23 protein-coding genes and 1 tRNA gene are annotated in these 23,244 nt (G+C 71.1%); 8 read left to right on the top strand and 16 right to left on the bottom strand.

Going from position 1 to position 23,244, the window contains the following annotated elements; all coding sequences use genetic code 11:
- Positions 1-31 precede the first annotated feature (31 nt).
- Positions 32-1,036 carry a dTDP-glucose 4,6-dehydratase gene (gene rfbB, locus QM728_RS01505; protein WP_415030286.1) on the top strand — a complete coding sequence of 335 codons (1,005 nt, stop codon included), beginning with the start codon at positions 32-34 and terminating at the stop codon, positions 1,034-1,036.
- 170 nt (positions 1,037-1,206) lie between these two features.
- The gene (locus QM728_RS01500; protein WP_415030285.1) at positions 1,207-1,749 is read left to right on the top strand and encodes a GrpB family protein; all 543 of its coding nucleotides are present in this window, start codon (positions 1,207-1,209) and stop codon (positions 1,747-1,749) included.
- Between the two features lie 51 nt (positions 1,750-1,800).
- On the opposite strand, the gene galE is transcribed toward QM728_RS01500, so the two are convergent.
- Positions 1,801-2,826, bottom strand: coding sequence for a UDP-glucose 4-epimerase GalE (gene galE, locus QM728_RS01495; protein WP_415030284.1), 1,026 nt, complete (start codon positions 2,824-2,826; stop codon positions 1,801-1,803).
- A gap of 9 nt (positions 2,827-2,835) precedes the next feature.
- Positions 2,836-4,074 (bottom strand): MFS transporter, encoded by a 1,239-nt coding sequence (locus QM728_RS01490; RefSeq protein ID WP_415030283.1) that lies wholly within the window; start codon positions 4,072-4,074, stop codon positions 2,836-2,838.
- A gap of 69 nt (positions 4,075-4,143) precedes the next feature.
- Between QM728_RS01490 and QM728_RS01485 the strand changes: the two genes are divergently transcribed.
- The 4 genes from QM728_RS01485 (at position 4,144) to QM728_RS01470 (ending at position 6,362) form a co-directional block, all read left to right on the top strand.
- Positions 4,144-4,620, top strand: coding sequence for a M15 family metallopeptidase (locus QM728_RS01485; RefSeq protein ID WP_415030282.1), 477 nt, complete (start codon positions 4,144-4,146; stop codon positions 4,618-4,620).
- Positions 4,621-4,641: 21 nt separating this feature from the next.
- Positions 4,642-5,466, top strand: a complete 825-nt coding sequence (locus QM728_RS01480; RefSeq protein ID WP_415030281.1) for an esterase/lipase family protein — start codon at positions 4,642-4,644, stop codon at positions 5,464-5,466.
- Positions 5,463-6,221: an AAA family ATPase gene (locus tag QM728_RS01475; RefSeq protein WP_415030280.1), complete on the top strand. Its 759-nt coding sequence runs from the start codon at positions 5,463-5,465 to the stop codon at positions 6,219-6,221. The genes QM728_RS01480 and QM728_RS01475 overlap by 4 nt, the downstream gene beginning before the upstream one ends.
- 68 nt (positions 6,222-6,289) lie before the next feature.
- Positions 6,290-6,362 (top strand) — tRNA-Thr (locus QM728_RS01470).
- 53 nt (positions 6,363-6,415) lie between these two features.
- Here the strand turns inward: QM728_RS01470 and QM728_RS01465 are convergent.
- Both QM728_RS01465 and QM728_RS01460 read right to left on the bottom strand, forming a co-directional pair.
- Positions 6,416-6,862, bottom strand: coding sequence for a hypothetical protein (locus tag QM728_RS01465; RefSeq protein ID WP_415030279.1), 447 nt, complete (start codon positions 6,860-6,862; stop codon positions 6,416-6,418).
- 115 nt (positions 6,863-6,977) lie between these two features.
- The gene (locus tag QM728_RS01460) at positions 6,978-8,258 is read right to left on the bottom strand and encodes a DNA polymerase III subunit delta' (protein WP_415030278.1); all 1,281 of its coding nucleotides are present in this window, start codon (positions 8,256-8,258) and stop codon (positions 6,978-6,980) included.
- 85 nt (positions 8,259-8,343) lie between these two features.
- Here QM728_RS01460 and QM728_RS01455 point away from each other — a divergent pair, with 85 nt between their 5' ends.
- Positions 8,344-9,927: an adenylate/guanylate cyclase domain-containing protein gene (locus QM728_RS01455; protein WP_415030277.1), complete on the top strand. Its 1,584-nt coding sequence runs from the start codon at positions 8,344-8,346 to the stop codon at positions 9,925-9,927.
- Here QM728_RS01455 and topA read toward each other — a convergent pair.
- From topA to QM728_RS01440, 3 genes are all read right to left on the bottom strand, one after another.
- Positions 9,924-12,854 (bottom strand): type I DNA topoisomerase, encoded by a 2,931-nt coding sequence (topA, locus tag QM728_RS01450; RefSeq protein ID WP_415030276.1) that lies wholly within the window; start codon positions 12,852-12,854, stop codon positions 9,924-9,926. The genes QM728_RS01455 and topA overlap by 4 nt on opposite strands.
- Before the next feature lie 161 nt (positions 12,855-13,015).
- Complete coding sequence (locus QM728_RS01445) at positions 13,016-13,594, bottom strand: hypothetical protein (protein ID WP_415030275.1); 579 nt, start codon at positions 13,592-13,594, stop codon at positions 13,016-13,018.
- Positions 13,595-13,737: 143 nt separating this feature from the next.
- Positions 13,738-13,941 (bottom strand): cold-shock protein, encoded by a 204-nt coding sequence (locus QM728_RS01440; protein ID WP_007321539.1) that lies wholly within the window; start codon positions 13,939-13,941, stop codon positions 13,738-13,740.
- 308 nt (positions 13,942-14,249) lie between these two features.
- On the opposite strand from QM728_RS01440, the gene QM728_RS01435 reads away from it, so the two are divergent.
- Positions 14,250-16,559, top strand: coding sequence for a DEAD/DEAH box helicase (locus QM728_RS01435; protein WP_415030274.1), 2,310 nt, complete (start codon positions 14,250-14,252; stop codon positions 16,557-16,559).
- 61 nt (positions 16,560-16,620) lie between these two features.
- Here the strand turns inward: QM728_RS01435 and QM728_RS01430 are convergent, their stop codons facing one another.
- From QM728_RS01430 to QM728_RS01390, 9 genes are all read right to left on the bottom strand, one after another.
- Entirely contained in the window at positions 16,621-16,989 is a 369-nt protein-coding gene (locus tag QM728_RS01430) for an Rv3654c family TadE-like protein (protein WP_415030273.1), read from the bottom strand.
- Positions 16,970-17,344, bottom strand: coding sequence for a TadE family type IV pilus minor pilin (locus tag QM728_RS01425; protein ID WP_415030272.1), 375 nt, complete (start codon positions 17,342-17,344; stop codon positions 16,970-16,972). Before QM728_RS01425 ends, QM728_RS01430 begins: the two co-directional genes overlap by 20 nt.
- A complete protein-coding gene (locus QM728_RS01420) occupies positions 17,341-17,535 on the bottom strand; it encodes a DUF4244 domain-containing protein (protein ID WP_415030271.1) in 195 nt (64 codons plus the stop codon). Before QM728_RS01420 ends, QM728_RS01425 begins: the two co-directional genes overlap by 4 nt.
- A gap of 42 nt (positions 17,536-17,577) precedes the next feature.
- Positions 17,578-18,141, bottom strand: coding sequence for a type II secretion system F family protein (locus QM728_RS01415; RefSeq protein ID WP_415030270.1), 564 nt, complete (start codon positions 18,139-18,141; stop codon positions 17,578-17,580).
- Positions 18,138-18,932 (bottom strand): type II secretion system F family protein, encoded by a 795-nt coding sequence (locus QM728_RS01410; protein WP_415030269.1) that lies wholly within the window; start codon positions 18,930-18,932, stop codon positions 18,138-18,140. The genes QM728_RS01415 and QM728_RS01410 overlap by 4 nt, the downstream gene beginning before the upstream one ends.
- Positions 18,929-20,104 (bottom strand): TadA family conjugal transfer-associated ATPase, encoded by a 1,176-nt coding sequence (locus QM728_RS01405; RefSeq protein ID WP_415030268.1) that lies wholly within the window; start codon positions 20,102-20,104, stop codon positions 18,929-18,931. Before QM728_RS01405 ends, QM728_RS01410 begins: the two co-directional genes overlap by 4 nt.
- Complete coding sequence (gene ssd / locus QM728_RS01400; RefSeq protein WP_415030267.1) at positions 20,101-21,132, bottom strand: septum site-determining protein Ssd; 1,032 nt, start codon at positions 21,130-21,132, stop codon at positions 20,101-20,103. The genes QM728_RS01405 and ssd overlap by 4 nt, the downstream gene beginning before the upstream one ends.
- 92 nt (positions 21,133-21,224) lie before the next feature.
- The gene (locus tag QM728_RS01395) at positions 21,225-22,349 is read right to left on the bottom strand and encodes an NAD(P)/FAD-dependent oxidoreductase (RefSeq protein ID WP_415030266.1); all 1,125 of its coding nucleotides are present in this window, start codon (positions 22,347-22,349) and stop codon (positions 21,225-21,227) included.
- Complete coding sequence (locus QM728_RS01390) at positions 22,346-23,239, bottom strand: DUF1295 domain-containing protein (protein ID WP_415030265.1); 894 nt, start codon at positions 23,237-23,239, stop codon at positions 22,346-22,348. Before QM728_RS01390 ends, QM728_RS01395 begins: the two co-directional genes overlap by 4 nt.
- Positions 23,240-23,244 lie beyond the last annotated feature (5 nt).

Here is a 23,244-nt window from a genome sequence, read left to right as displayed (position 1 = left end):
CGGCAACACTGCCGCGACGACGGGACGAAGCATGCGCGTACTGGTGACCGGCGGCGCCGGGTTCATCGGCGTCAACTTCGTGCTGCGCACCCTGGCCACGCGCGACGACGTCGAGCTCACCGTCCTGGACAAGCTCACCTACGCCGCCGACCCCGCCTCGCTCGACGGGGTGAAGGACAAGATCACGCTGGTCGTCGGGGATATCGCCGACGCGGAGCTGGTGGACGGTCTGGTCGCCGCCACCGACCTGGTCGTGCACTTCGCCGCCGAGTCGCACAACGACAACTCGCTGAACGACCCGTCGCCGTTCGTGCAGACGAACCTGGTCGGCACCTTCACCCTCCTCGAGGCCGTCCGACGCCACGGCGTGCGCCTGCACCATGTCTCCACCGATGAGGTCTACGGCGACCTCGACCTCGACGATCCGGCGCGCTTCACCGAGGCCACCGCCTACAACCCGTCGAGCCCGTACAGCTCGACCAAGGCCGGCTCGGACATGCTGGTGCGCGCGTGGGTCCGCTCCTTCGGCCTGAACGCGACGATCTCCAACTGCTCGAACAACTACGGGCCCTACCAGCACGTGGAGAAGTTCATCCCGCGCCAGATCACCAACGTCCTGACCGGTGTGCGCCCGCGCGTCTACGGCGACGGCCGCAACGTGCGCGACTGGATCCACGTCGACGACCACAACGACGCCGTGTGGGCCGTCATCGACCGCGGCCGCAGCGGCGAGACCTACCTGATCGGGGCCGACGGGGAGACCGACAACCGGACCGTCGTCGAGACCATCCTGGAGTTGCTCGGCGAGCCGCGCGACGCCTTCGTGTTCGTCACCGACCGCCCCGGGCACGACCGCCGCTATGCGATCGATGCGACGAAGCTGCGCACCGAACTCGGGTGGCGCCCGCGGTACACCGATTTCCGCAGCGGCCTGGCCGCGACGATCGAGTGGTACCGCGCGAACGAGTCGTGGTGGCGCGAGCGCAAGGCCGGCGTCGAGGCTAACTACGCCAAGACCGAGCAAGTCCTCGACTGAGCCCAGATCCACGCCGAGCGAGCCCGGATTCGCACCGACCGAGCCCAGATCCACGCCGAGTGGACCCCCTCAGCCTGCCGAGTGGACTCCCAAGGCCCACCGACTGGACTCCCCCAGCCCACCGTCGTCGACATCGGCAAGAATAGAGATCGGCTTGGAAGGATGGGGTGGTGACGGTCGAGGTCGTCTCGTATTCGGAAGACTGGCCCGTGCAGTTCGCTCATATCGCGGGCGGGTTGAGCCACGCGCTGGACGGGGTTCCCGTCGTGGCAATCGAGCATGTCGGCTCTACTGCGGTGCCGGGCCTCGCGGCCAAGCCCATCCTCGACATTGACATCATCGTTGAACGCCAGCATGTGCGGGCGGCGATCGCAGCGCTTGCAAACATCGGCTATGTGCACCGTGGCGACTTGGGCATGACAGACCGCGAGGCATTCACCGCACCCGACAGCAATCCTCGGCGACACGTGTACGTCTGCGTCCAGGGGACGGTGCATCTGCGAAACCATCTGGCGGTGCGTGAGGTTCTGCGCGCTCGCCCGGACCTCCGTGAGCTATATGGCGCTGTGAAGCTCGCGCTATCACTCGATCCAGACATCGACATCCCCACGTATATCGCGAGGAAGTCTGATGTCCTTCAGGATGTGCTCGCTGCGTCGGAGCTCTCCGATGATGAGAAGCGCCTCATCCTCGATCTGAATGCCCGGAGTTGAGCCTCGTCGGCCGGCGCTTCGCCAGCCGCGGGCCCCTCAGCCTGCCGACAGTCAGCTATCCGCGCCGCGATACCCCGTCGGATTCTTCTCCTGCCAGCGCCAATAGTCGCGGCAGGCCTCGCCGATGCCGAGCTCCGCGCGCCACCCGAGCTTCTCCTGCGCCTTGTCCGGCAGGCAATAGGTGGCCTGCGCGTCACCGGGCCGCCGCGGGGCGTCGACGGCGGTGATCGTCTTGCCCGACGCCTCCTCGAAGGCGGCGATCAGTTCCAGCACGCTCGACGGCCGGCCGGTGCCCAGGTTGTAGAAGTTCATCCCGGCCTCGGCGCCCTCGATCGCGGCGAGGTGGCCCTTGGCGAGGTCGACGACGTGGATGTAGTCGCGCAACGCGGTGCCGTCGGGGGTGTCGTAGTCGCGGCCGAAGACGCTCATCTGCGGCAGGATCCCCGCGGCCACCCGCGCGACGATCGGCATGAGGTTGTTGGGGATGCCCTGCGGGTCCTCGCCGATCAGGCCGCTCTCGTGGGCACCGATCGGGTTGAAGTACCTCAGCCCGATGAGCTTGCGGTCCGGCGCGGTGAGCGAGAAGTCGCGCATGACCTCCTCGCAGATCCGCTTGGACTTGCTGTACGGGTTGGGCAATTCGATGCCGGTGCGCGAAGTCTCGACGAACGGCAGGTCCTCCTGGTGGGTGTAGACCGTGCCGGTGCCGGAGAACAAGAAGGTGTCGATGTCGTGCTCGCGCATCGCGTCGAGCATGACGAGTGTCGAGCCGACGTTGGTGGCGTAGTACTCCAGCGGCATGGTCACCGATTCGCCGACCGCCTTGCGCGCGGCGAGATGGATGATCGCGTCGAACGGGCCCGTCTCCGCGATGCCCGCGCGCACGGCGTCGGCGTCGGTGACGTCGATCGTGCGGAAGGGAACGGTGGTTCCGGTGATCTCGTTGATCCGGTCGATCGCGACCGGGCTCGAGCAGGAGAAGTCGTCGAAGACGACCGCTTCGTGGCCGGCGGCGATCAGTTCGACCGCGGTGTGCGTGCCGATGTAGCCGGCACCGCCGGTGAGGAGAACGCGCATGGGGGCAGTCTACGGAGTCTTCCGGGCGACGCCGCGGGTCAGCCGCCCGCCGACCAGGACCAGCACCAGGCACACTCCGGTCATCGCCAGCCCGAAGCCGAAGAACTCGGTGTAGGTCCACGACGGGTGGCGCTCGTGGAGTGCGGCCAGCAGCGCGGGTGAGGCGAAGCCGACGTAGGTGAGCGCGTAGAAGACCGCGGTGAGCCCGCCGAGGTCGTCGGGGCCGGCGATGCGCTGCACTTCCAGCAGTCCGCCGATCAGCGACATCCCGTATCCGCAGCCGAGTACCGCCGCGGCGAACAGGGCGATCGGCACGTTGCGCGTGTGGTCGGCGGCGATGGCCATCAGCAACCCGACGGCCAGGACCGCGAGGGCCACGACCATGCCGCGCACGGTTCCCGGACGGTCGATGCGCCGACCCACCGATTGGATCAAGAAGCCGGCGCTCAGACCGATCAGGCAGCACGCGGCGGCGAAGGCGATCGGCACGGACGTGTGCCCCGACAGCAGCTCGGGGATGATCGCGTAGGCGATGGCGCAGGAACCGAACACCCACGGTGCGACCGGGGCGACGACCAGCAGGAAGCGGGCCGTGAACGTCGACGGGATCTTGAGGTCGTCGAGCAGGGTCGTCGCCGCGTCCGGATCGCGCGGCCGGGTCTCCGGCACCCGCCAGAGCCACGCGGAACAGGATGCCGCCAGGACGACCGTGACGACGTAGGGCAGCACCGTCGGCCACGGACCCCACTGCGCCAGCGCTCCGGCGACGGCGGCACCGACGCCGAACCCGGCCGTGAGGCACATCGTCGCGCGGCGGGCTCCGACGCTGGCCGGCGCACCGGCCGCGCGGGACAGCTCGACGACCCAACTGCCGCCGACGGCCATCGCCAGGCCCAGTGCCGCTCCGCTCAGCAGGCGGCCGATGCCGAGCAAGGCCACCGAGTCGGCGCCGAACGCCAGGGCGACCGAGCCCAGTCCGGCGAGGATCGGGGCGGGCAGCATCAGCGGGCGCCGGCCCCATCGGTCGGACGCGGGGCCGCCGATCAGCAGCGCCGGCACGATGCCGAAGACGTAAACGAACAGCAGGGTGTCGACGACGACCTTCGAGAGGCCCTCCTGCTTGTACATGATCAGCAGCGGGGTGAACTGATTGCCGCCCCACGCGCTCACGAACAGCGCAGCCCCGACGGGTGCCCACGCGGATGCGCCGATGGTGGTCGTGCGCGGCGGCGCGGTCGGGGTGGCCATGGCGGCCCATCGTACCCATCGGCAAGTGGGCACCAAACGTCGTCGACTGGGCACCCCTAGGATGGCCGCATGCTCTCGCTTCGCACCCTCACCGCCGCCGCCGCGCTCAGTGCCGCCGTCGCCGGCCCGACCGTCGTCGCCGCAACCGCCCACGCGGCGCCCGGTACGACCGCCGGCCTGGTCCCCGAACTGGCCATCGCCTATCAGCTGGCGAAGGCGCAGGCCGACGTCGAAGGCGTTCCGCTGTGGATCACCTCCGGCAAGCGGTCGTGGGCCGAACAGGACCGCATGTGGCGCGACGGGATCCGCGAGCACGGCAGCCCCGGCGAGGCGCAGAAGTGGGTGCTGCCGCCGAGCCGATCCACGCACGTGAGCGGTCGCGCGATCGACGTCGGCCCGCGCCGCGGCGCGCTGTGGCTCGAGCGCAACGGCAACCGGTACGGCCTGTGCCGCACCTACGCCAACGAGTGGTGGCACTTCGAGGTCGCGACCTTCCCGGGCACGCCGTGCCCGCCGATGCTGCCGAGTGCGTCCCGGCGCCGCTAGGTACTGCGGCACAATCACCTCATGCGCGCTTTCGCCGGTCTCGCCGCCACCGTCGCCCTGTGTGCGGGCGTCGGTGCCGCCCAGGCCGCGCCCTACCCGCTCACCACCGACGTCCCGACCGCCGTCGCGGCCAACTACTTCGCGTCGGCACAGACCCCGCCGCCCGGCGCCAACCGCTGGTCGTGCCGCAGCGGCCACCACCCGGTCGTCCTGTTGCACGCCACGGCGATGAATCAGGCCGCGAACTTCGCCTACCTCGCCCCGATGCTCGCCAACGCCGGCTACTGCGTCTTCAGCCTCACGTACGGCCAGACCAGTTGGAGCGGCAACACCGGCGGGCTCGCCAAGCGCGAGGCGTCGGCCTATCGCCAGGTGGTGCCGTTCGTCGACCGCGTGCTGGCGGCGACCGGCGCAACGAAAGTCGATCTGGTCGGCCATTCGCAGGGCGGCGCGATCGCCCAGCTCGTCTCGCAGCGGCGCACGTCGCGGATCGGCACCATCGTCGGGATCTCCGCGTCCAGCCGGGGCCACAGCGACGTCGACGTCCTGCAGAGCCGACTGCCCGCCCGCGCTCCCGGCCAGAACTACTGGGGCCCGCGCCACCCGGGAATCCGCTATGTGAACCTCGCGACGCGCTTCGACCAGATCTCCACGCCCTACCGCGTCACCCTCATGCCGCCGGGTGCGAACATCACCAACACGCTGATCCAGGACGTCTGCCCGGCGTCGCGCATCGGCCACGTGGGGATGGCGTACTCCCCGACCGTCGGTGCACTGGTCCGTCGCGCCCTCGACCCGGCGCAGCGGGTCCGCGTTCCGTGCCCGGGCACCGACTTCCCCGAATGAACCTCGACGACCGCGCGGGCCAGCCAGGCCGCTTCATCCAGCGCATCAGCGTCGGCGGCTCCTACGACGCGGACGTCTACCCGTTCAACCTGCCCGTCGTGGAGTTCCTCGCCGACGACGGCCTCGAACTGCCGGCGGGCGTCTCCTTCTTCGTCGGCGAGAACGGGAGCGGGAAGTCGACGCTGATCGAGGCGATCGCCGTTGCCGTCGGGCTCAACGCCGAGGGTGGCAGCCAGAACTACCGCTTCGAGACGCGATCCACCGAGTCCGACCTCGCCGACCACCTCTTCCCGACGTGGGGTCCGCTCAAGCCGCGCAGCCGCTTCTTCCTGCGCGCCGAGTCCTACTACAACGTCGCGACGGCCACCGAGGACCTCGGCCCCGAGCAATTGGACGTGTTCGGCGGCGTCTCCCCGCACGAGCGCTCGCACGGCGAGTCCTTCGTCGACCTCATCCGCGCCCGCTTCTTCCCCGGCGGCCTCTACGTCATGGACGAGCCGGAGGCCGCGCTGTCGCCGCAGGGCTGTCTGAACGTGATGGCACTGGTCGCCGACCTCGTCGCCAAGGGCAGCCAGTTCCTCATCGCCACCCACTCCCCGATCCTCCTGGCACTGCCGGGTGCCGCGATCTTCGCCATCGACGACGACGGCCGGATCGACCGCGTCGACTACGACGACGCCCCGCCGGTCCGTCTGACCCGCGATTTCCTCGCTGCTCCGGAGCGCTATCTGCGCCACCTGATGTCGGAGGATTGACGTCTCGAAAGCAGTTTTGGTGCGCTTCGGGTTTGTCGATACACTCGTCTGGCTGCCTCGCGCAGCGCGCCGCCTTAGCTCAGTCGGTAGAGCAATTCACTCGTAATGAATAGGTCAGGAGTTCGATTCTCCTAGGCGGCTCACGACAATCAGGCCCGTCGATCACCTCGACGGGCCTGATCTCATTCCGGCGGTCAACTGGCCATCAACGCGTCCAGGTCCGTCTGCACCGCCAGCGTGCCGCCCCACGAGCTCAGCGCACCCTTGTTGCAGCCGCCGGGGACGCCGAGTGCGGTGACGCGGACCTTGTGGGTGCCCGCCGGGACCATCAAGAAGCGCGCCGCGGTCGGCTGACCCGGCTTGACCAGGGTGCGCACCACCGGCCGGTTGTCGACAGCGATCTTCGCGACGATCGTCGAGCAGTGCTTCGGGCTCGAGATGAACTGGACCCGCAGCGCACCGCCGGTGAAGACGGGGAACTCCGCGCCCTTCGGACAGGCCTGGCCGCCGCCGCAGCCGGACACGTAGACGGGGAAATTCAACGACGCGGCGTGTGCGGGCGCGGGCGCGAGAGTGGCCGCCGCGGTCGCGGCGACGGCAAGACCCGCCGCAACGCCGACGGTTTTCTTCAGTGTGCTCATCGGGGATACCTCCGTGTGTGGCCGATTGGTTGTCGAGCACACCCAGCATCGGCCCGCACCGCGAGGGCGACACGAGTAGCGGACTACTCGACTTCGCCGATCGCCCGCCGGGGTCTCACGCGTCGTCGCGCGCCAGGGCCTGCCCGATCTTGGCCACCATGGCGTCGACGGCGAACTTGGGCTTCACGTTGAAGTCGAGCACCTCGCGGCACTCCAGCACGGCGTCGATGCACGCCAGCAGCTGCGGGCTCGACGCGTAGTTCGCCAGCCCCTGCACCTGCTCGGCCTGATCGGGGTGCATCGCGGTCACCCGCGCCCCCTGCGACGCGACGAGCGCGTCGCGGAACAGGCCGGCCAGGTCCATCAGGGCGAGATCCAGCACGTCGCGGGCGGTCCGCGTGGCGCGCGACTTCTGCCGCTTCTCCAAGTCCTTGATCGCGCCGGCGCTGCCGCGCGTCGCCCGCGCGGTGCCCTTGCCGGAGCCGCCGGCCCCGAAGGCCGTCATCAGTTCCTCGACCTCGGCCTCGTCGCGCTCCTCGCTGATCGCCTTGGCGGCGGCCTCCGCCGACTTCACCAACTCCTCGGCCGCGGCATAGGCGCGCGCCGGAACGGCGGCGGCACGGGCGAGGCCGAGCGCGGCGAGGCGCTGTTCGCGCGCCCCCTGGTCGGTGGCGAGCCGCTTGGCGCGCCCGATGTGGCCGCCGCAGACCGACGCGGCCCACGCGGCGTTCGCCGGGTCGATGCCGTCGCGCTCGATCAACACCCGCTCGATATCGGCGGCGGGCGCGATCGCCAGCGGCACGTGGCGGCAGCGCGACTTCAGCGTGACCGAGATGTCCTCCGGGTCCACCGACGGCGCGCACAGCAGGAACACCGTCCGGGCCGGCGGCTCCTCCACGACTTTCAGCAGCGCGTTCGCCGCGGCCTCGGTCAGGCGATCGGCGTCTTCGACGACGACGATCTGCCACCGTCCGGTCGACGGGCGGCGGGCGGCCGCTTGCACGACGTCGCGGATCTCGGCCACCGACAAGCTCAAACCCTGTGGCACGACGTGCCGGACGTCGGCGTGCGTGCGGGACATCACAGTGCTGCACGCGCGACATTCGCCACACCCCGGATCGCTCTCCGAGTGGCACTGCAGGGCGGCGGCGAAGCAGGTCGCGGCGACGGACCGGCCCGATCCCGGCGGGCCGGTGAACAGCCAGGAATGAGTCATCGCCGCACGCTCAACGGCCGCCGTTTCCACCCCTTGACCTGCATCATCGCCGAACATCGACACGGCGCCGGCAGCGCGCTCGTCGAGTCGTCGGGCGGCCCCAACGGCCCCGATCGCGGCAGCGCGGAGCTCCTCGACGACCCCGTGCTGGCCGACCAGACGCTCGAAAACCCGTGCCACGTCCCTCACCCTATCGGCCACGGCCGACGCCTTGCCGCACTGCAGAGTGTTTAACAATTGCAAGCACTTGGCTAACCTTGGAGTCATGGTCGATCGACGGTCGCTCTGGGCGCAAGCCGTGCACACCGCACGGTGGCTGGCGCGCACCCCGTGGCCGATCCTGGCCCTCGACCTGATCCGCGCGAACATGATCGGCGCCATCTTCACGTTCGCATTCCTGCGCTTCGGCATGACCAGCGACTACGCGGTCACGTTCACCGAGGGGTCGGCGCGCAACCAGATCGTCTTCGTCGTCTATCTGCTCACCGCGACCGCCGTCAGCATGCTGCTCAGCATCCGACTGTCCTTGCCGGTGCTGATCTGGCACCGCCGCCGCACGCGGCTCGACAACGACTTCGCCCGGCGCCGCGCCCTCGCCCTGCCGTGGATGCTGACCCTGGGCAATGCCGTTCTGTGGGTGATCGGCGGCGCGCTGCTCACCTTCATGACCTGGATCGACGACCCCAAGACCGCGATCATGGTGGCGTTGGGCAGCGGCGTCGGCGCCCTGGTCACCGGTGCGCTCAGCTACATGCAGTCCGAGAAGGTGCTGCGCCCGATCACCGTCGCGGCCATGGCCAACGACCCCGACGCCGCACAGGCGCCGAGCGTTTCCGCCCGCATCACCATCTTCTGGGTGATCGCCGTGGCCCTGCCCCTGGTGACCATCATCGGCATGGCGGCCTGCGTGCCGTTCGGCGTCGCCGAGGCCCGCACCGTCATCCGCCCGATCATCTGGATGGGTGCGGCGGCCCTGGTCTTCGGCGTCCTCGCCGTGTACCGACTGGTCAGCGCCATCAACGACCCCATCACCCAGTTGCGCCAGGCGATGGGCAAGGTCCGCGACGGCGACTTCAACACGTCGGTCAAGATCTACGACGGCAGTGACGTCGGCCTGCTGCAGGCCGGCTTCAACGAGATGGTGTCGGACCTGCGCGAGCGGAACCAGCTGCGCAACCTGTTCGGCCGCTATGTCGGCGAGGATGTCGCCCGACGCGCGGTCGAGACGGGCACCGAGCTCGGCGGCGAGGACCGCTACGTCGGCATCCTGTTCGTCGACATCGTCGGGTCGACGCGCCTGGCCGTGCAGAACGCGCCGCGCGAGGTCGTCGACCTGCTCAACGAGTTCTTCCGCGTCGTCGTCGACGTCGTCGGCCGCCACGGCGGGTTCGTCAACAAGTTCCAGGGCGATGCGGCGCTCGCGATCTTCGGCGCCCCGCTGGAGCTGGACAACTTCGCCGGCCGCGCGCTGGCCGCGGCGCGCGAGCTGCGCATCGAGCTGGAGACCACGCTGGGCGACACCGACTTCGGCATCGGCGTCTCCGCCGGCCGCGCCGTCGCCGGCCACATCGGATCCGAGCAGCGCCTCGAATACACCGTCATCGGCGACCCGGTGAACGAGGCCGCCCGCCTCACCGAGCTGGCCAAGGACGAGCCGACCCGGGTCCTCGGCTCGGCGCGCGCGGTGTTCCTCGGCGACGAGGAGGAGGCCTCCCACTGGGAGATCGGCGAGGGCGTCGAGCTGCGCGGCCGCGGCATCGAGACCCTGCTGGCTCGACCCAAGATCGGACCGATCACCGAACTCGAGAGTGGCGGCCGGGCGAGCACCTCGCGCGGCCACGACGCCTAGGACTTCTTCGCGGCAGCCTTCTTGGCGGTCTTCTTCGCCGTCTTCTTGGTGGTCTTCTTCGCACCCCGTTTGACCGGGCCCCGCGCCCGACGGTCGGCCAGCAGCTCCATCGCCCGCTCCGGGGTGATGGTCGCGACCTCGTCGCCCTTGCGCAGGCTGGCGTTGGTCTCGCCGTCGGTGACGTACGGGCCGAAGCGGCCGTCCTTGATGACCATCGGCTTCTCGCTGACCGAGTCCGGGCCTAGCTCACGCAGCGGCGGTGCGGCCGCGGCACGACCGCGGCGCTTGGGCTCGGCGTAGATCTTCAGCGCCTCGTCGAGGGTGATCTCGAAGAGCTGCTCCTCATTGGCCAGCGACCGCGAGTCGGCACCCTTCTTCAGATACGGGCCGTAGCGGCCGTTCTGCGCGGTGATCTCCTCGTTCGTCGCCGGGTCGACGCCGACGACGCGCGGCAGCGACAGCAGTTTGAGCGCCTCGTCGAGGGTCACCGTCGTGGTGTCCATCGACTTGAACAGCGACCCGGTGCGCGGCTTGGGGCCGGCCTTCTTCTTCGCCGTCTTCTTGGCAGCGGTCTTCTTCGCCGCCTTCTTGGCGGTCTTGGTGCCGCCGGTCTCGGCCGGGGCCTCCTCGTCGAGCGGCACGGGTGCTTCGCCGCCGTCGACGGGCGTCGGGCCCGGCGGGACGGTCAGCGCGGCGGCGCCGCCGTCCTCATCCTCCTCCGGCAGGATCTCGGTGACGTAGGGGCCGAAGCGGCCCTCCTTGACGACGATCTCGTGCCCGGTGGCCGGGTCGATGCCCAGGCTGCGACCCTCCTGCGGGGTGGCGAACAGCTTCTCGGCGACCTCGAGGGTCAACTCGTCGGGCGTCATGTCCGACGGCAGGTTGGCGCGCTGCAGATCCGGCTCGGCGGCACCCGAAGCCGCGACGTCGCGCTCCAGGTAGGGGCCGAAGCGGCCGACGCGGACGAAGACCTTCCGACCCTCCGAATCGTCGAACAGGTGCAGCGAGTTCACCTCGCGGGCGTCGATCTCCTCGAGGTTGACGCCGACCAGCTTCTTCAGGCCGCCGGCGTGGGCGACGTCGCGCTTGGCGCTGCCGGTACCGGCGTCGCCGGAGTCGTCGCCGAAGTAGAAGTCCGACAGCCACTGCGTGCGGTTGGCCTCACCGGCCGCGATCTGGTCGAGGTCGTCCTCGAGGGAGGCGGTGAAGTCGTAGTCGACCAGGCTCTCGAAGTAGCCCTCGAGCAGTCCGACGACGGCGAACGCGACCCACTGCGGGACGAGGGCGCTGCCCTTCTTCACCACGTAGCCGCGGTCCTGGATGGTGCCGATGATCGACGCGTAGGTCGACGGGCGGCCGATGCCGAGGTCCTCGAGCACCTTGACCAGCGACGCCTCGGTGTAGCGGGCGGGCGGGTTGGTGGAGTGGCCGTCGGCGGACAGGTCCGCAACGGTGAGCCGCTGGCCCTCGGTCAACTGCGGGAGGCGGCGCTCCTCGTCGTCGGCCTGACCGCCGGCCTGCTCGTCGACGGTCTCGACGTAGGCCGACAGGAAGCCGGGGAAGGTGATGGTGCGGCCGGACGAGGAGAACGTGACCTGCTCGCCGGTCGACGCGGCACCGCTGATGCGCACGCTCATCGTCGTGCCCTTGGCGTCGGCCATCTGGGAGGCGACGGTGCGCTGCCAGATCAGCTCGTAGAGCTTGAACTCGTCGGAGTTGAGCGCGGAGGCGACCTGGCCGGGGGTGCGGAAGCTGTCGCCGGCCGGGCGGATCGCCTCGTGCGCCTCCTGCGCGTTCTTCACCTTGCGGGTGTACTGGCGCGGGCTCGGGTGGACGTAGTTGTCACCGTAGAGTTCGCGGGCCTGCGCGCGCGCCGCGTTGATCGCCGAATCGCTGAGCGTCGTCGAGTCGGTGCGCATGTAGGTGATGTAGCCGTTCTCGTACAGCCGCTGAGCGATCCGCATGGTGCGGTCGGAGGTGAACCGCAGCTTGCGGCCGGCCTCCTGCTGCAGCGTCGAGGTCATGAACGGCGCGTACGGGCGTCGGGTGTAGGGCTTCTCCTCGACCGATTCGACGGTGAGCGTCGCCTTGTCCAGGCCGCCGGCTAGGGCGCGCGCACGGGTCTCGTCGAGGACGACGACGCCGTCGGCCTTGCGCAGCTTGCCGTCGGAGCCGAAGTCGCGGCCGGCTGCCACGCGTTGGCCGTCGACGCTGACCAGGCGCGACGAGAAGGTCGGCGGGGTGGCCTGGCTGCCGGCGTCGAGGGTGGCGGCGAGGTCCCAGTACTCGGCCGACACGAAGGCCATGCGCTCGCGCTCACGGTCGACGATGATGCGGGTGGCCACCGACTGGACGCGGCCCGCCGACAGCTTCGGCATGACCTTCTTCCAGAGCACCGGCGACACCTCGTAGCCGTAGAGGCGGTCGAGGATGCGGCGGGTCTCCTGGGCGTCGACGAGGTCGGTGTCGAGTTCGCGCGGGCTCTCCGCCGCGGCCTGGATGGCCGATTCGGTGATCTCGTGGAACACCATGCGCTTGACCGGGACCTTGGGCTTGAGGATTTCCAGCAGGTGCCAGGCGATGGCCTCGCCCTCGCGGTCACCATCGGTCGCGAGGTAGAGCTCGTCGACGTCTTTGAGCAGTTGTTTGAGTTCGGTGACGGTCGACTTCTTGTCGGCGGAGACGACGTAGAGCGGCTCGAAGTTGTCCTCGACGTTCACGCCCAGGCGCGCCCACGGCTGACCCTTGTACTTGGCGGGGACGTCGGCCGCACCGCGCGGCAGGTCGCGGATGTGGCCGCGCGACGATTCGACGACGTAGTTCGGGCCCAGGTACCCGGCGATCTTGCGCGCCTTGGTGGGCGACTCGACGATCACGAGTCGCCGAATCGGCCCCGCTGAAGTCGATGCGGTGTCGGTCTTGGCCACGGGCGTCCCTCAGTTCACCTCGGAGTGCCGGATGCACCCCGCTGGTGAGCTTTCTACCTTATATACGGGGGTCGCTGCACATGCGGCCGTGCTTTGCGGTCCGATCCGGGGACGTGACTTGCGACGTCGTCGCAGGTCACGCGTGCCGCCGCCGCGACTTTTCAGAGAATCGGCCAGTTCTGCGCCGCGCCGGGCACCTCGGGCGGTGCGCCGACCATCTCGACGAAGCGGGTGACGCGCCGCTTGCCGGCGATCCGCAGCTCCGGCACGCCGCCGCGGGCACCCACCAGGATCGGCGCGACGCCCACGCGCATCAGCGACGTCGCGAGGGCCGGGTGGGTGTCGGGGGCGTGCGGATCCAGGCCGAGCAGGTACTTGTCGCCGTCGCGGCGCCCCGAGGCGATCGCCCACTGCCGCAGCGCTCGCGCGGTCGGCGTCCACCCGGCCGGCACCGCCTTGACCGCGCCCGACGACCACCGCTCACGCAATTCGTCGAGCAGCGGGGTGGGTTCGGTGCGCACGACCGGCGACCCCTCCTCGGAGTGCACAACCTCGACGTCGAGCCCGATCGACGCCAATTCCTCGAGGAGCGCCAGCGCCCGCCACTGGGCGTCGACGACGACCGAAACCCGGGTTCCGCCGGCCATCGGGACGGCCTGGCCGGTTCCGGCGAGCAGCCCGGCGACATCGGCGATCGACGGATCGTCGGTGTCGGCGGAGAAGAAGGCGAGCTGGCTCACGCCCCCAATGCTACGGGCGCCGGGTCAAATCGCCTGTTCCGGCGGGGTGTGAGATGAAACGACCGCGCCCGCCGGCCCGAATTTCTCCGGGCGCGACGGGCGCGGCGTTGGTCTCGTTTGTTCGCGTAGGCGAGACGAGGTGTTTAGACGGCGCGAACGCCAGTGGCCTGCGGGCCCTTGGTGCCCTGGCCGACCTCGAACTCCACGCGCTGGTTCTCTTCCAGGGTGCGGAAACCGGATCCCTGAATCTCCGAGTAGTGAACAAACACGTCACCGTTTCCCTCGTCGGGTGCGATGAAGCCGAAGCCCTTTTCCGCGTTGAACCACTTCACAGTTCCCTGTGCCATTCCTGCATTCCTTACATAATTTCTTGATTCGACCGAGGATGTCTCGCGTCGTGGTCGGTTCCGACCGCCATTCTTCAGTGAAGCCTGCGGGAAATCCGCGAACCGAACCCAAGTACAACGTTCGCAACGGGATTCTGGCTGCGTGGGAGAGGTCCCCCGGAGCGCAGTCGAATCGTGCGACCGACTTCAGTCAATCACGTTAGAGCGCCCCGCGATAGCCCAGTGACCCGATTGGGGCCAGATCGGCGCCGCGCGACTAGATTCGACGGTGCGGCGCACGCGAGCGCCGCGGGCAGGATTGCGGTGCGATGAGCGGTTCCTACGGGGAGGAGTTGCTGCGCGCCACCCTCGCGGGGACCGACCCGGACAGCTCGCCGATCACGCACAGCGAAGTCATCCCGGCGGCCGTCGCCGAGCATGCCGACTGGCCGTCCTGGCTCGATCCGGCGATCGTCGCCGCCTATGGCGAACTGGGCCTGCACCGCCCGTGGCGCCACCAGATCGAGGCCGCCGACCACGCGTTCGCGGGGCGGCACGTAGTGATCTCCACCGGCACCGCGTCGGGCAAATCCCTCGCCTATCAACTCCCGGTGCTGCAGACGCTGCTGCACGACCATGCATCGACGGCGCTCTACCTGGCACCGACGAAGGCCCTGGGCGTCGACCAATTGCGTTCTCTCAGTGCCATTCTCGCGACAAACCCGGAATTCACCCGGCTCGCGCCCTGCACCTACGACGGCGACACCGACGCGCAACTGCGGCAGTGGGCGCGGGCCAATTCGCGGATGCTGTTCACCAACCCGGACATGCTGCACATCGGGATCCTGTCCGGGCACCACCGCTGGCAGCAGTTCCTGCGCCAGCTCAAGTTCATCGTCGTCGACGAGTGTCATCACTACCGCGGCGTGTTCGGCGCGCACACCGCGCTGGTGCTGCGCCGACTGTTGCGCGTGGCGCGGGCGGCCGGTGCCGATCCGGTCGTCGTCGCGGCCAGCGCCACCACCGCCGAGCCCGCCCGCACGCTCGGTCGGCTGATCGGCGAGGACGCCGTGGAAGTGACCCACGACTCCTCACCCACCGGGGAGAGAACCGTCGCACTGTGGGAGCCCGACTTCCTGCCGGAGGTCACCGGCGAGAACGGCGCGCCCGTGCGACGGTCCGCGGGCGCGGAGGCCGGCCGCATCTTGGCCGACTTCGTGATCGAGGGCGCCCGCACCCTGTGCTTCGTGCGCAGCCGGCGCGGTGCGGAGATCACCGCGCGGACCGCGGCGGGGCTGCTGGAGTCGTCGGCGCCGGATCTGGCCGGGCGGGTGGCGGCGTATCGGGCGGGGTATCTCGCCGACGACCGGCGCAAACTCGAGCGGGCCATCGCCGACGGGGAGCTGCTGGGCGTGGCGACGACCAATGCGCTCGAGTTGGGCGTGGACATCAGCGGATTGGACGCGGTGGTGATCGCCGGGTACCCGGGGACGGTCGCGTCGTTCTGGCAGCAGGCCGGGCGGGCGGGGCGTCGGGGCGCGGCGTCGGCGGTCGTCCTGGTGGCGCGCGACGACCCGCTCGACACCTATCTCGTGCACCACCCCGACGCGCTGCTGCGCAAACCGGTGGAGACGACGGTGTTCGACCCGATGAACCCGTACGTCCTCAAACCGCACCTGCTGTGCGCGGCGGCCGAGCTGCCGCTCAAGCCCGAGGAGGTCGAGCGGCTCGGCGTCGCCGAGGCGGTCGACGAGCTGACCGCGGAAGGTTTGCTGCGGCGGCGCAAGGCGGGCTGGTACATCGCGGCCGGGGTCGAGCCGCACGCCGACATCGACATCCGCGGCGGTATCGGCGGGCAGATCCTCATCGTCGACACCACGACGTCGCAGCTGTTGGGGACCGTGGACACCGTGCGGGCGCTGTCGACGGTCCACCCCGGCGCGGTGCACATCCACCAGGGGCGCTCGTTCGTCGTCGACGACCTCGACCTGGCGGATGGTCTGGCACTGGTGCATCCGGAGGAGCCGGACTGGACGACGTCGCCGCGCGAGACCACCGAGGTCGAGGTCCTCGCAACCGAGCAGGCCATCGACCGGGGCGCGCTGCGGGTGGCGCTGGTCGAGGTCGAGGTAACCTCGCAGGTCGTCGGGTACTTGCGCAAGCTGCACAGCGGCGAGATCCTCGATTCGGTGGAGCTCGACCTGCCGCCGCAGACGCTGCCGACGCGCGCGGTGCAGTACACGCTGACCCCCGAGGCCCTGGCCGGCGTCGGGATCACCGACGTGAACCTGCCCGGCGCGCTGCATGCCGCCGAACACGCGATGATCGGCATGCTGCCGCTGGTGGCGACCTGTGACCGGTGGGACATCGGCGGGCTGTCGACCAACATCCACGCCGACACCGGCCTGCCGACGGTATACGTCTACGACGGCTACCCGGGCGGTGCGGGTTTCGCCGACCGCGGCTACGAGGCCTTCGCCGAGTGGGTGGCCGCGACCCACGAGGCCGTCGCGTCGTGCGGGTGCGAAAAGGGCTGCCCGTCGTGCGTGCAATCGCCCAAGTGCGGCAACGGCAACGAGCCGCTCGACAAGGCCGGCGCGATCGCCGTCCTCGACCTGATCTCGCGGCTGTTGCGCTGAAACCCGCCTCGTTCCGTCGATCCAGCACCGATCGATGCGGGGTCGGCGAAACCGTGCGGGACTAGCCGCCAACCGGGCCGGCCCGCGCCCGCGCCGTCGCCGTTCGCACGCCGAACGGGCCGAGGCGCACCGGCAGCGCGACGGACAGCTCGACGAACTCGCCGTCGACGGTGCATGCCGACACCCGCAGCGACGGATCGCCCTGTGCCCGCACGACGCGCGCGGCCGTCGGGCACGGGTCGTCCTCGCCGCCGACCAGTGCTGATGCGGCGGCCAGGGCGGCCAGGTCTGCGGCCGACGCGGCACGATGACGCGCGAGCACCGCGGATCCCAGGTGGAGCAGCACCGCGGTCAGTGCGATGAGCGCGGCGACCACCGCGACGCCGAGAACCGTCGCCGCCCCCTCCTCGTCACGGAGCAGTCGGCGCATCGTCGTCCTCGCCGTCGGGTTCCATCAGGGCCACCGCCCGACCGCTCACGGTGAGCATCGGCAACAACGGTGCACCCGCCTCGACGACCACGACGACCTCGGCGTCGCTGCGCGTCACCGTGATGCGCGCACCGCCCGGCGCCGCCGACCGCCCGACCGCCTGGGCCCGATCATCGCCGGCCGCGGTGAGCCGCGCGACCTCCCGCGCGGCATCGGTACAGCGGACGGCCGAGACCATCGCGGTGAGCGCGCCGAGGCAGATGAGCAGCACGGCGGTGATCGCCGCGATCGCATAGGCAGCCTCGACCGTCGCCATGCCGTCCTCGTCGCGCAGCAGCGCGGGCGGCCGCCTCACCCGACGGTGGTCGACAGCGCCTTGGCGATGATGCCGGTCAGCGCGCTGACGATGTTGTCACCGGTGACCACCGTGTAGAGCAGCGCGCCGAAGCCCGCGGCCGCGATCGTCCCGATGGCGTACTCGGCCGTCGACATCCCGGCATCGTCGGCCCACAGGCTCCGCGCGTAGCGGATCATCCGAGTCGTCATTTCATTCCCCCTCCCGCGGCCCGACCGTCGGGCCGCCAAGCTTCACACCTGGCCCAGCACCGTCGACGCCAGCCCGATCACGACCGGCACGATCCCCAGGCAGACGAACGCCGGCAGGAAGCACAGGCCCAGCGGTCCGCTGATCCGCACCCCCGCGCGCTCGGCCCGCTCCAGCGCGGCGTCTTTGGCCTCGTCACGGCGACGCGCCGCCAGCTCGTCGAGTCCGGACGCGAAGGCCGACCCCGACGACGCCGTCCGACGCACCAGGGCGGCGAGGTCGGCCAAACCGCTGTCGTCGCCGATGCCCCGCTGCCAGGCCTCGGCGGCATCGGTGCCCAGCGCCAACAGGTCGGCGACCCGGCGCAGCGGCGTGGCCACCGGCTCGGGGATCGATGCGGCGACCGCCGACACCGCCGCGGGCGCGGGCAGTCCCGCACGCAGGCTCACCGCGAGCAGGTCGAAGGCAGCCGCCTCGGCGAACGGGCCGCCCACAACGGGCAGCGACACCTGCTCGACGACCGACGCCCGATCCAATCGCCGCAGCACCCACGCCGGCGGCGGCAGGGCGACGAGCGCGGCCGCGATCAGCACCAGACCCGCGCTCATGCCAGCACCTTGTCGACGATGCGCTCGGACCACACGACGCCCACGGCGGCGAGCGTCACGCCGAGCACCAACAGGATTGCGCCCGGACCCGGCGCGAGGAGCACGCGGATCGGATCTGCGCCGATGGCCTGTCCGAGGACCAGTCCGAAGACCGGCAGCACCGCCAGGACCCCGGCCGTCGCACGGGGGCCGGCGAGCGCGGCCCGGGTGTGCGCGGCGAAGCGCTGCCGGGCGACGAGGTCGGCGCGCCGGGCGGCCAGGAGCTCGGCCAGCGGGAGACCGAAGCGGGCCGCGGTCGCCCACAGGTCGGCAACGGGACCGGCGGCACCGGCCGACGCCGGATCGACCGCACCGCCGAGGCGCACCTGTGCGGCGAGCGTCGCGAGATCGCGGCCGACCGTCGATTCCGGGTCGTCGAGGAGCACCTCGGACCCGGCCGTGGCACAGGCAGCCGCGGTCGGCGCGCCCACGGAGAGTTCGGCCACGACCACCGCAATCGCCCGCAGCGTCTCCTCCTCCCGCACCGCCCGCTGGCGATCCCGGGTCGACCGCCGCAGCAACCACCACCCGGTGCCCGCGGCGATCCCCACGGCCACCAGCACGGCGGGCGACCCGGCCACAGCGGCCAGCGCGAAGGCGACCGCGCCGCCGGGCACGGCCCACCGCCGCCAGTCGCGCGACGGCTCTAGTGCCTTGTCGCCGCCGAATACGCGGTGGAAGCGGAATCGTCCGGGCGGCGCGGGCCCGACCACCGCCACCGCCGCGAGGCACAGCAGCGCGACGGCGCTCATGACCGGTCCGCCACGAGCTCCGCCAACCGCTCCCGCCCGGGCCCGAACCCGCTCTCGGCCCACACCGGCTCGATCTCGACCAGCCCCGACGCACCTCGTTGCACCAGGCCGATCTGAACCAGTCGTCGCGCACCCCCGCCGCGCCGGGCCACGACGAACAGCACCTGGACGGCTGCGGCGAGCTGACTGTGCAGCGCGGGGCGACTGAGCCCGCCCAACGCGGCGAGCGCCTCCAACCGGGCCGGCACCTCGCGCACCGAGTTGGCGTGGACCGTCCCGGCGCCGCCGTCGTGACCGGTGTTGAGCGCGGCCAGCAGGTCGACGACCTCCGCGCCGCGCACCTCCCCGACCACGATCCGATCCGGGCGCATCCGCAGCGCTTGCCGGACGAGCGTGCGCAACGGCACCTCGCCGGCTCCCTCGGCGTTGGCCGCACGGGCGACCAGGCGGACGATGTGCGGGTGCTGCGGCCGCAGTTCGGGCGCGTCTTCGACGCAGATGATCCGCTCGGCCGCGTCGACGAGTCCCAGCAGGCTGTTGAGGAGGGTCGTCTTCCCCGCGCCGGTACCGCCGGCGATCAGGAAGGCCAGTCGCGTGGCGACGATGGCGCGCACGAGATCTGCCACCGGTTCGGGCACGGTGCCGCAGGCGACCAATGACGCGAAGTCCTGCTGTGCGGGTCGCAACACGCGCAGCGACAGGCACGTGCCGTCGGCGGCGACCGGCGGGATCACCGCGTGCAGGCGGACGGTGGCGCCATGCCGTCCGACGTCGTGCAACTGCCCGTCGACCCACGGTTGCGCATCGTCGAGCCGGCGCCCCGCCCCCAGGGCGAGTCGGGCGGCCAATCGGCGCACCGCCGCGTCGTCGTCGAAGGACACCGCGACGCGACGCAGTCCGCCCCCGCGGTCGACCCACACGTCGTCGGGCCCGACGACGAGGATGTCGGTGGTCGCCGGGTCGGCCAACAGGGTCTCGAGCGGTCCGGCGCCGACGAACTCGGTCTGCAGGTAGCGCAGCGTCGCCAACAGGTCGGTGTCGCCGAGGACCCCGGACGACTCGGCACGGATCGCCGCGGCCAGCGATTCGACGGTCGGCTGCGCGGACGCGTCGACGGCCAGCCGTCGGCGGACGCGGTCGACGAGCTCGGGGTCGACTGCCGCCGCGGTCATGCGGCCACCTCGTCGAGGCGGTCGCACAGCCGTCGGCCGATCTCCCCGAGCGGGCTGCGCTCGGGCGGCCGCAGCGGCCGCGACTCCAGCCGGGCGGGCAGGGACGGATCGGAGCGATAGAACCCCAGCAGCGGCAGACCCACGGCCCACGCCATCTCCTCGACCGGGATCCCGCCCGGCGCCGGACCGCGCAGCACCAACTCGACCGGTGCCCGGCCCGCCGGGAGGCTGTCCCGCGTCGCCCGCGCCGCGGCGAGCGCGGGCAGGGTCCCGCGACCCACGATGACGACCAGGTCGGCACGGACGAGGAGGTCGTCCCGCAACGCCGGATCGGTCCGCGGCACGTCGACGACGACCGTGTCACCGCCCGAGCGTCCGGCGTCGACGGCGGCGATGACCGCCTCGCCGCGGACGGGTCGCGCCCCGCCGCTCGCGGCCAGCACCGCCATGCCCCGGCTGCGCGGGAGCGCCTGGTGCAGGGCCTCGTGGCTGATCCGACCACCGGCTGCGTTCAGATCCCCGGCGCGCGGGCCGTCGACGTCCTCGATGCCGAGGATCAGGTCCACGCCCGCGCCCACCCGGTCGGGGCTGACCAGCAGCACGCCGCGGCGCGTATCGGTGGTGGTCATCGCGGTGGCGGCGGCGAGGGTCGTCGCCCCCGATCCCCCGTGGCCGCCCAGAATGGCCAGCACCCGGCCATCGGCGCGCGCCGGCGTCCGCAGCCCGGTGAGTGCGGCGACGAGGCCTTCCTCGTCGGCGGGCAACGCGAATCCGCCGCCCGCACCGAGGGCGACCGCCGCCTGCCACGCCCGGGGCGGGGCCGGTGCCGCACTGACCAGGAAGACGCCGCGGCGCGGCACCATCGACGCGAGCCGGTCCACCGCGCCCGGATCGACGACGACCGCATCGGCGCGCAGCCAGTCGCCGGAGACCTGATCGGCCGGCAACACCGAGTAGCCTGCCGCGGCAGCGCAGCGATGGACGTCGTCGGCCAGGTCGGCGTCGACGAGCGCCAGCAATTCGTTCATGGGGCGATCCTCGCCCGGCCGTCCGTCGGCGCGGCCGCGAATCGGCTCGGCGACGCGACGGCTGTGGACGACGCAGACCTGTGGACGAATCGCTATTCGCCGCGAATGCCCCCGTAGATGCCCCGGCGCACGATCCAGGGCTGCAGCACCGTGTCGACGGTCCGCCGCGGGAAGCGGAACACCCGGCCCGATGGCCCGAACACCCGCAGGCCGTCCGGTTCGACGCCCAAGACCGAGCCCCACCGGCGTCGCGGCGCACGGAACTCGCGCAACTGGCCGCCGCCCAGCCGGGCGAGGATGTTGGCGGCGAGCAGCTTGTCGGCGCGGTTGCGCGCCGACGACCGCAGCGGATCGGTGGCCGCGACGTCGCCGACGGCGAACACGTCCGGGTGCCCGGGCACCTGCAGCGTCGCGTCGACCCGGACGAACCCGTCGGCGTCGAGCAGCTCCGGCGGCAACCACGCCGTGTTGGGGCGCACGCGTCCCACGGCCCACAGCACCGCATCCGCCTCGGTGTCCGGCTGGCCGGTGCTCCATGACACCGGCCCGCCGGTGAGCTGCTCGGGCGGGCGACCGTCGGGCAGCAGCGCCCGATGGCCCGGTCGCAGATCGACCCCGGCGTCGGTCAAGCGACGACGAACATGTGCCCACGTCCGCCGATGATGGGCCGGCAGGGCGCGCTCACCCGGGAAGCACAGGGCCACGCGGGTCGCCGGCCACCGGAGCGCGATCTGCAACGCACTGCTAACCGCGGCCGCTCCCCCGCCGACGATCACCACGTTCGACGCCTCGGCCAGGCGCCGGTGCGCTGCTGCCAGCTCGGTTTCGACGTCGGCGTCGGTCTGCAGCTCGGCCCGCCGCCAGAACCCGTTCGTCACCCCCGTCGAGATGACCAGCAGGTCATAGGGTTCCTGGCCAACCCGGCCGTCGACGTCGCGCAGGGTCACCCGCCGATCTTCCAGGTCGAGTCCGGTCAGCTCGGCGTGCACGGTGCGGATGCCCGTGAGGCGGCGAAACCGGTCGAAGCCGACCCGGTAGTCGCGGGACCAGTCGTCGGGCCGGGCCAGACGCATGCCGAGTTCCTGTCCGCTGACCAGGCCGGGCTTGGTCGAGATGCCGACGACCTCGACCCCGCGGTGGCCCGCGAGGTGGGTCGCGGTCAGCAGGCCGCTGTCGCCGAGACCGGCGACGAGGACGCGCGCCGACGACCCGGTCACCCGACGGTCCGGCGCGGCGGCCGGGGCAGGAGCTTGGGGACCCGGTCGATGACGGCGCCGTACTCCGGACGTCGCTCCAGGCTGCGCTTCTCCATCATCGGGATGCTCGCGCCCAGGAACATGGCGATCATGACGACGGTGCCGGCCGACATCCACCACCAGTCGCGCGGCGAGGCCGCGATGCCGAACAGCGCCAGCGACAACCAGAAGCCGATCTCACCGAGATAGTTGGGGTGGCGCGACCAGCCCCACAGTCCCTGATCCATGACCTGGCCCGGTTGGTGGCTGCGCAGGAAGCGGCGCATCTGCGTATCGGCGGCCAGTTCGAGGGCCACCGCACCCAGGCCGACGACGAGCGCCACCCAGTCGAGCCAGCCCACGCCCCGGGTCGGGCGCACCAGCGCGACGTACACGGGCAGCAGCCCGAGGAAGACTTGGAGCGTCGGGATCAGGTGGATGGCGACCAGGTCGGCGACCGTCCCGTACCGCCCGGCCTGCTCGCGGATCATCGGGTAGCGCCAGTCCTCGTGGTGCAGGCCCGGGAAGGACGACACCCAATTGGCGGTCAACCGCACCGCCCACACGACGATGACGGCCACGACCAGCCAGGCGCGGACGTCCCCGATGCCGAGCCCGCCGGCGATCCACCAGTACACCGCGAGATAGGGCGGCAACACGCTCCAGTAGGCGTCGTAGAAGCTCGAGTTCGCGTGCATCCGGCTGGCGCCGAAAATGATCAGCGTCGCGATCAGATCGGCGATCAGACCGTCGAGCCATAGCCACGGCGTATCGGGCCCGACCACCAGCCACACGGTGGCGGCACCGAACGCGACGACGTACGCGGCGGCCACTCGGCCGAGGGAGGCACCCTTGCCCGGGTGACGCATCATGCCTA

The sequence above is a fragment of the Gordonia sp. (in: high G+C Gram-positive bacteria) genome, from assembly GCF_047602025.1.
Classification (GTDB): domain Bacteria; phylum Actinomycetota; class Actinomycetes; order Mycobacteriales; family Mycobacteriaceae; genus Gordonia.
Note: the sequence above shows the minus strand (reverse complement) of the source record. Positions and strands in the feature narration are given on the sequence as shown.

Coding starts and splice junctions, on each gene's coding strand:
- rfbB (WP_415030286.1), top strand. CDS start 32: ATGCGCGTACTGGTGACCGGCGGCGCCGGGTTCATCGGCGTCAACTTC.
- galE (WP_415030284.1), bottom strand. CDS start 2,826: ATGCGCGTTCTCCTCACCGGCGGTGCCGGCTACATCGGCACGCACACC.
- QM728_RS01490 (WP_415030283.1), bottom strand. CDS start 4,074: ATGGCCACCCCGACCGCGCCGCCGCGCACGACCACCATCGGCGCATCC.
- QM728_RS01485 (WP_415030282.1), top strand. CDS start 4,144: ATGCTCTCGCTTCGCACCCTCACCGCCGCCGCCGCGCTCAGTGCCGCC.
- QM728_RS01480 (WP_415030281.1), top strand. CDS start 4,642: ATGCGCGCTTTCGCCGGTCTCGCCGCCACCGTCGCCCTGTGTGCGGGC.
- QM728_RS01475 (WP_415030280.1), top strand. CDS start 5,463: ATGAACCTCGACGACCGCGCGGGCCAGCCAGGCCGCTTCATCCAGCGC.
- QM728_RS01465 (WP_415030279.1), bottom strand. CDS start 6,862: ATGAGCACACTGAAGAAAACCGTCGGCGTTGCGGCGGGTCTTGCCGTC.
- QM728_RS01455 (WP_415030277.1), top strand. CDS start 8,344: ATGGTCGATCGACGGTCGCTCTGGGCGCAAGCCGTGCACACCGCACGG.
- QM728_RS01440 (WP_007321539.1), bottom strand. CDS start 13,941: ATGGCACAGGGAACTGTGAAGTGGTTCAACGCGGAAAAGGGCTTCGGC.
- QM728_RS01435 (WP_415030274.1), top strand. CDS start 14,250: ATGAGCGGTTCCTACGGGGAGGAGTTGCTGCGCGCCACCCTCGCGGGG.
- QM728_RS01430 (WP_415030273.1), bottom strand. CDS start 16,989: ATGCGCCGACTGCTCCGTGACGAGGAGGGGGCGGCGACGGTTCTCGGC.
- QM728_RS01420 (WP_415030271.1), bottom strand. CDS start 17,535: ATGACGACTCGGATGATCCGCTACGCGCGGAGCCTGTGGGCCGACGAT.
- QM728_RS01415 (WP_415030270.1), bottom strand. CDS start 18,141: ATGAGCGCGGGTCTGGTGCTGATCGCGGCCGCGCTCGTCGCCCTGCCG.
- QM728_RS01410 (WP_415030269.1), bottom strand. CDS start 18,932: ATGAGCGCCGTCGCGCTGCTGTGCCTCGCGGCGGTGGCGGTGGTCGGG.
- QM728_RS01405 (WP_415030268.1), bottom strand. CDS start 20,104: ATGACCGCGGCGGCAGTCGACCCCGAGCTCGTCGACCGCGTCCGCCGA.
- ssd (WP_415030267.1), bottom strand. CDS start 21,132: ATGAACGAATTGCTGGCGCTCGTCGACGCCGACCTGGCCGACGACGTC.
- QM728_RS01390 (WP_415030265.1), bottom strand. CDS start 23,239: ATGATGCGTCACCCGGGCAAGGGTGCCTCCCTCGGCCGAGTGGCCGCC.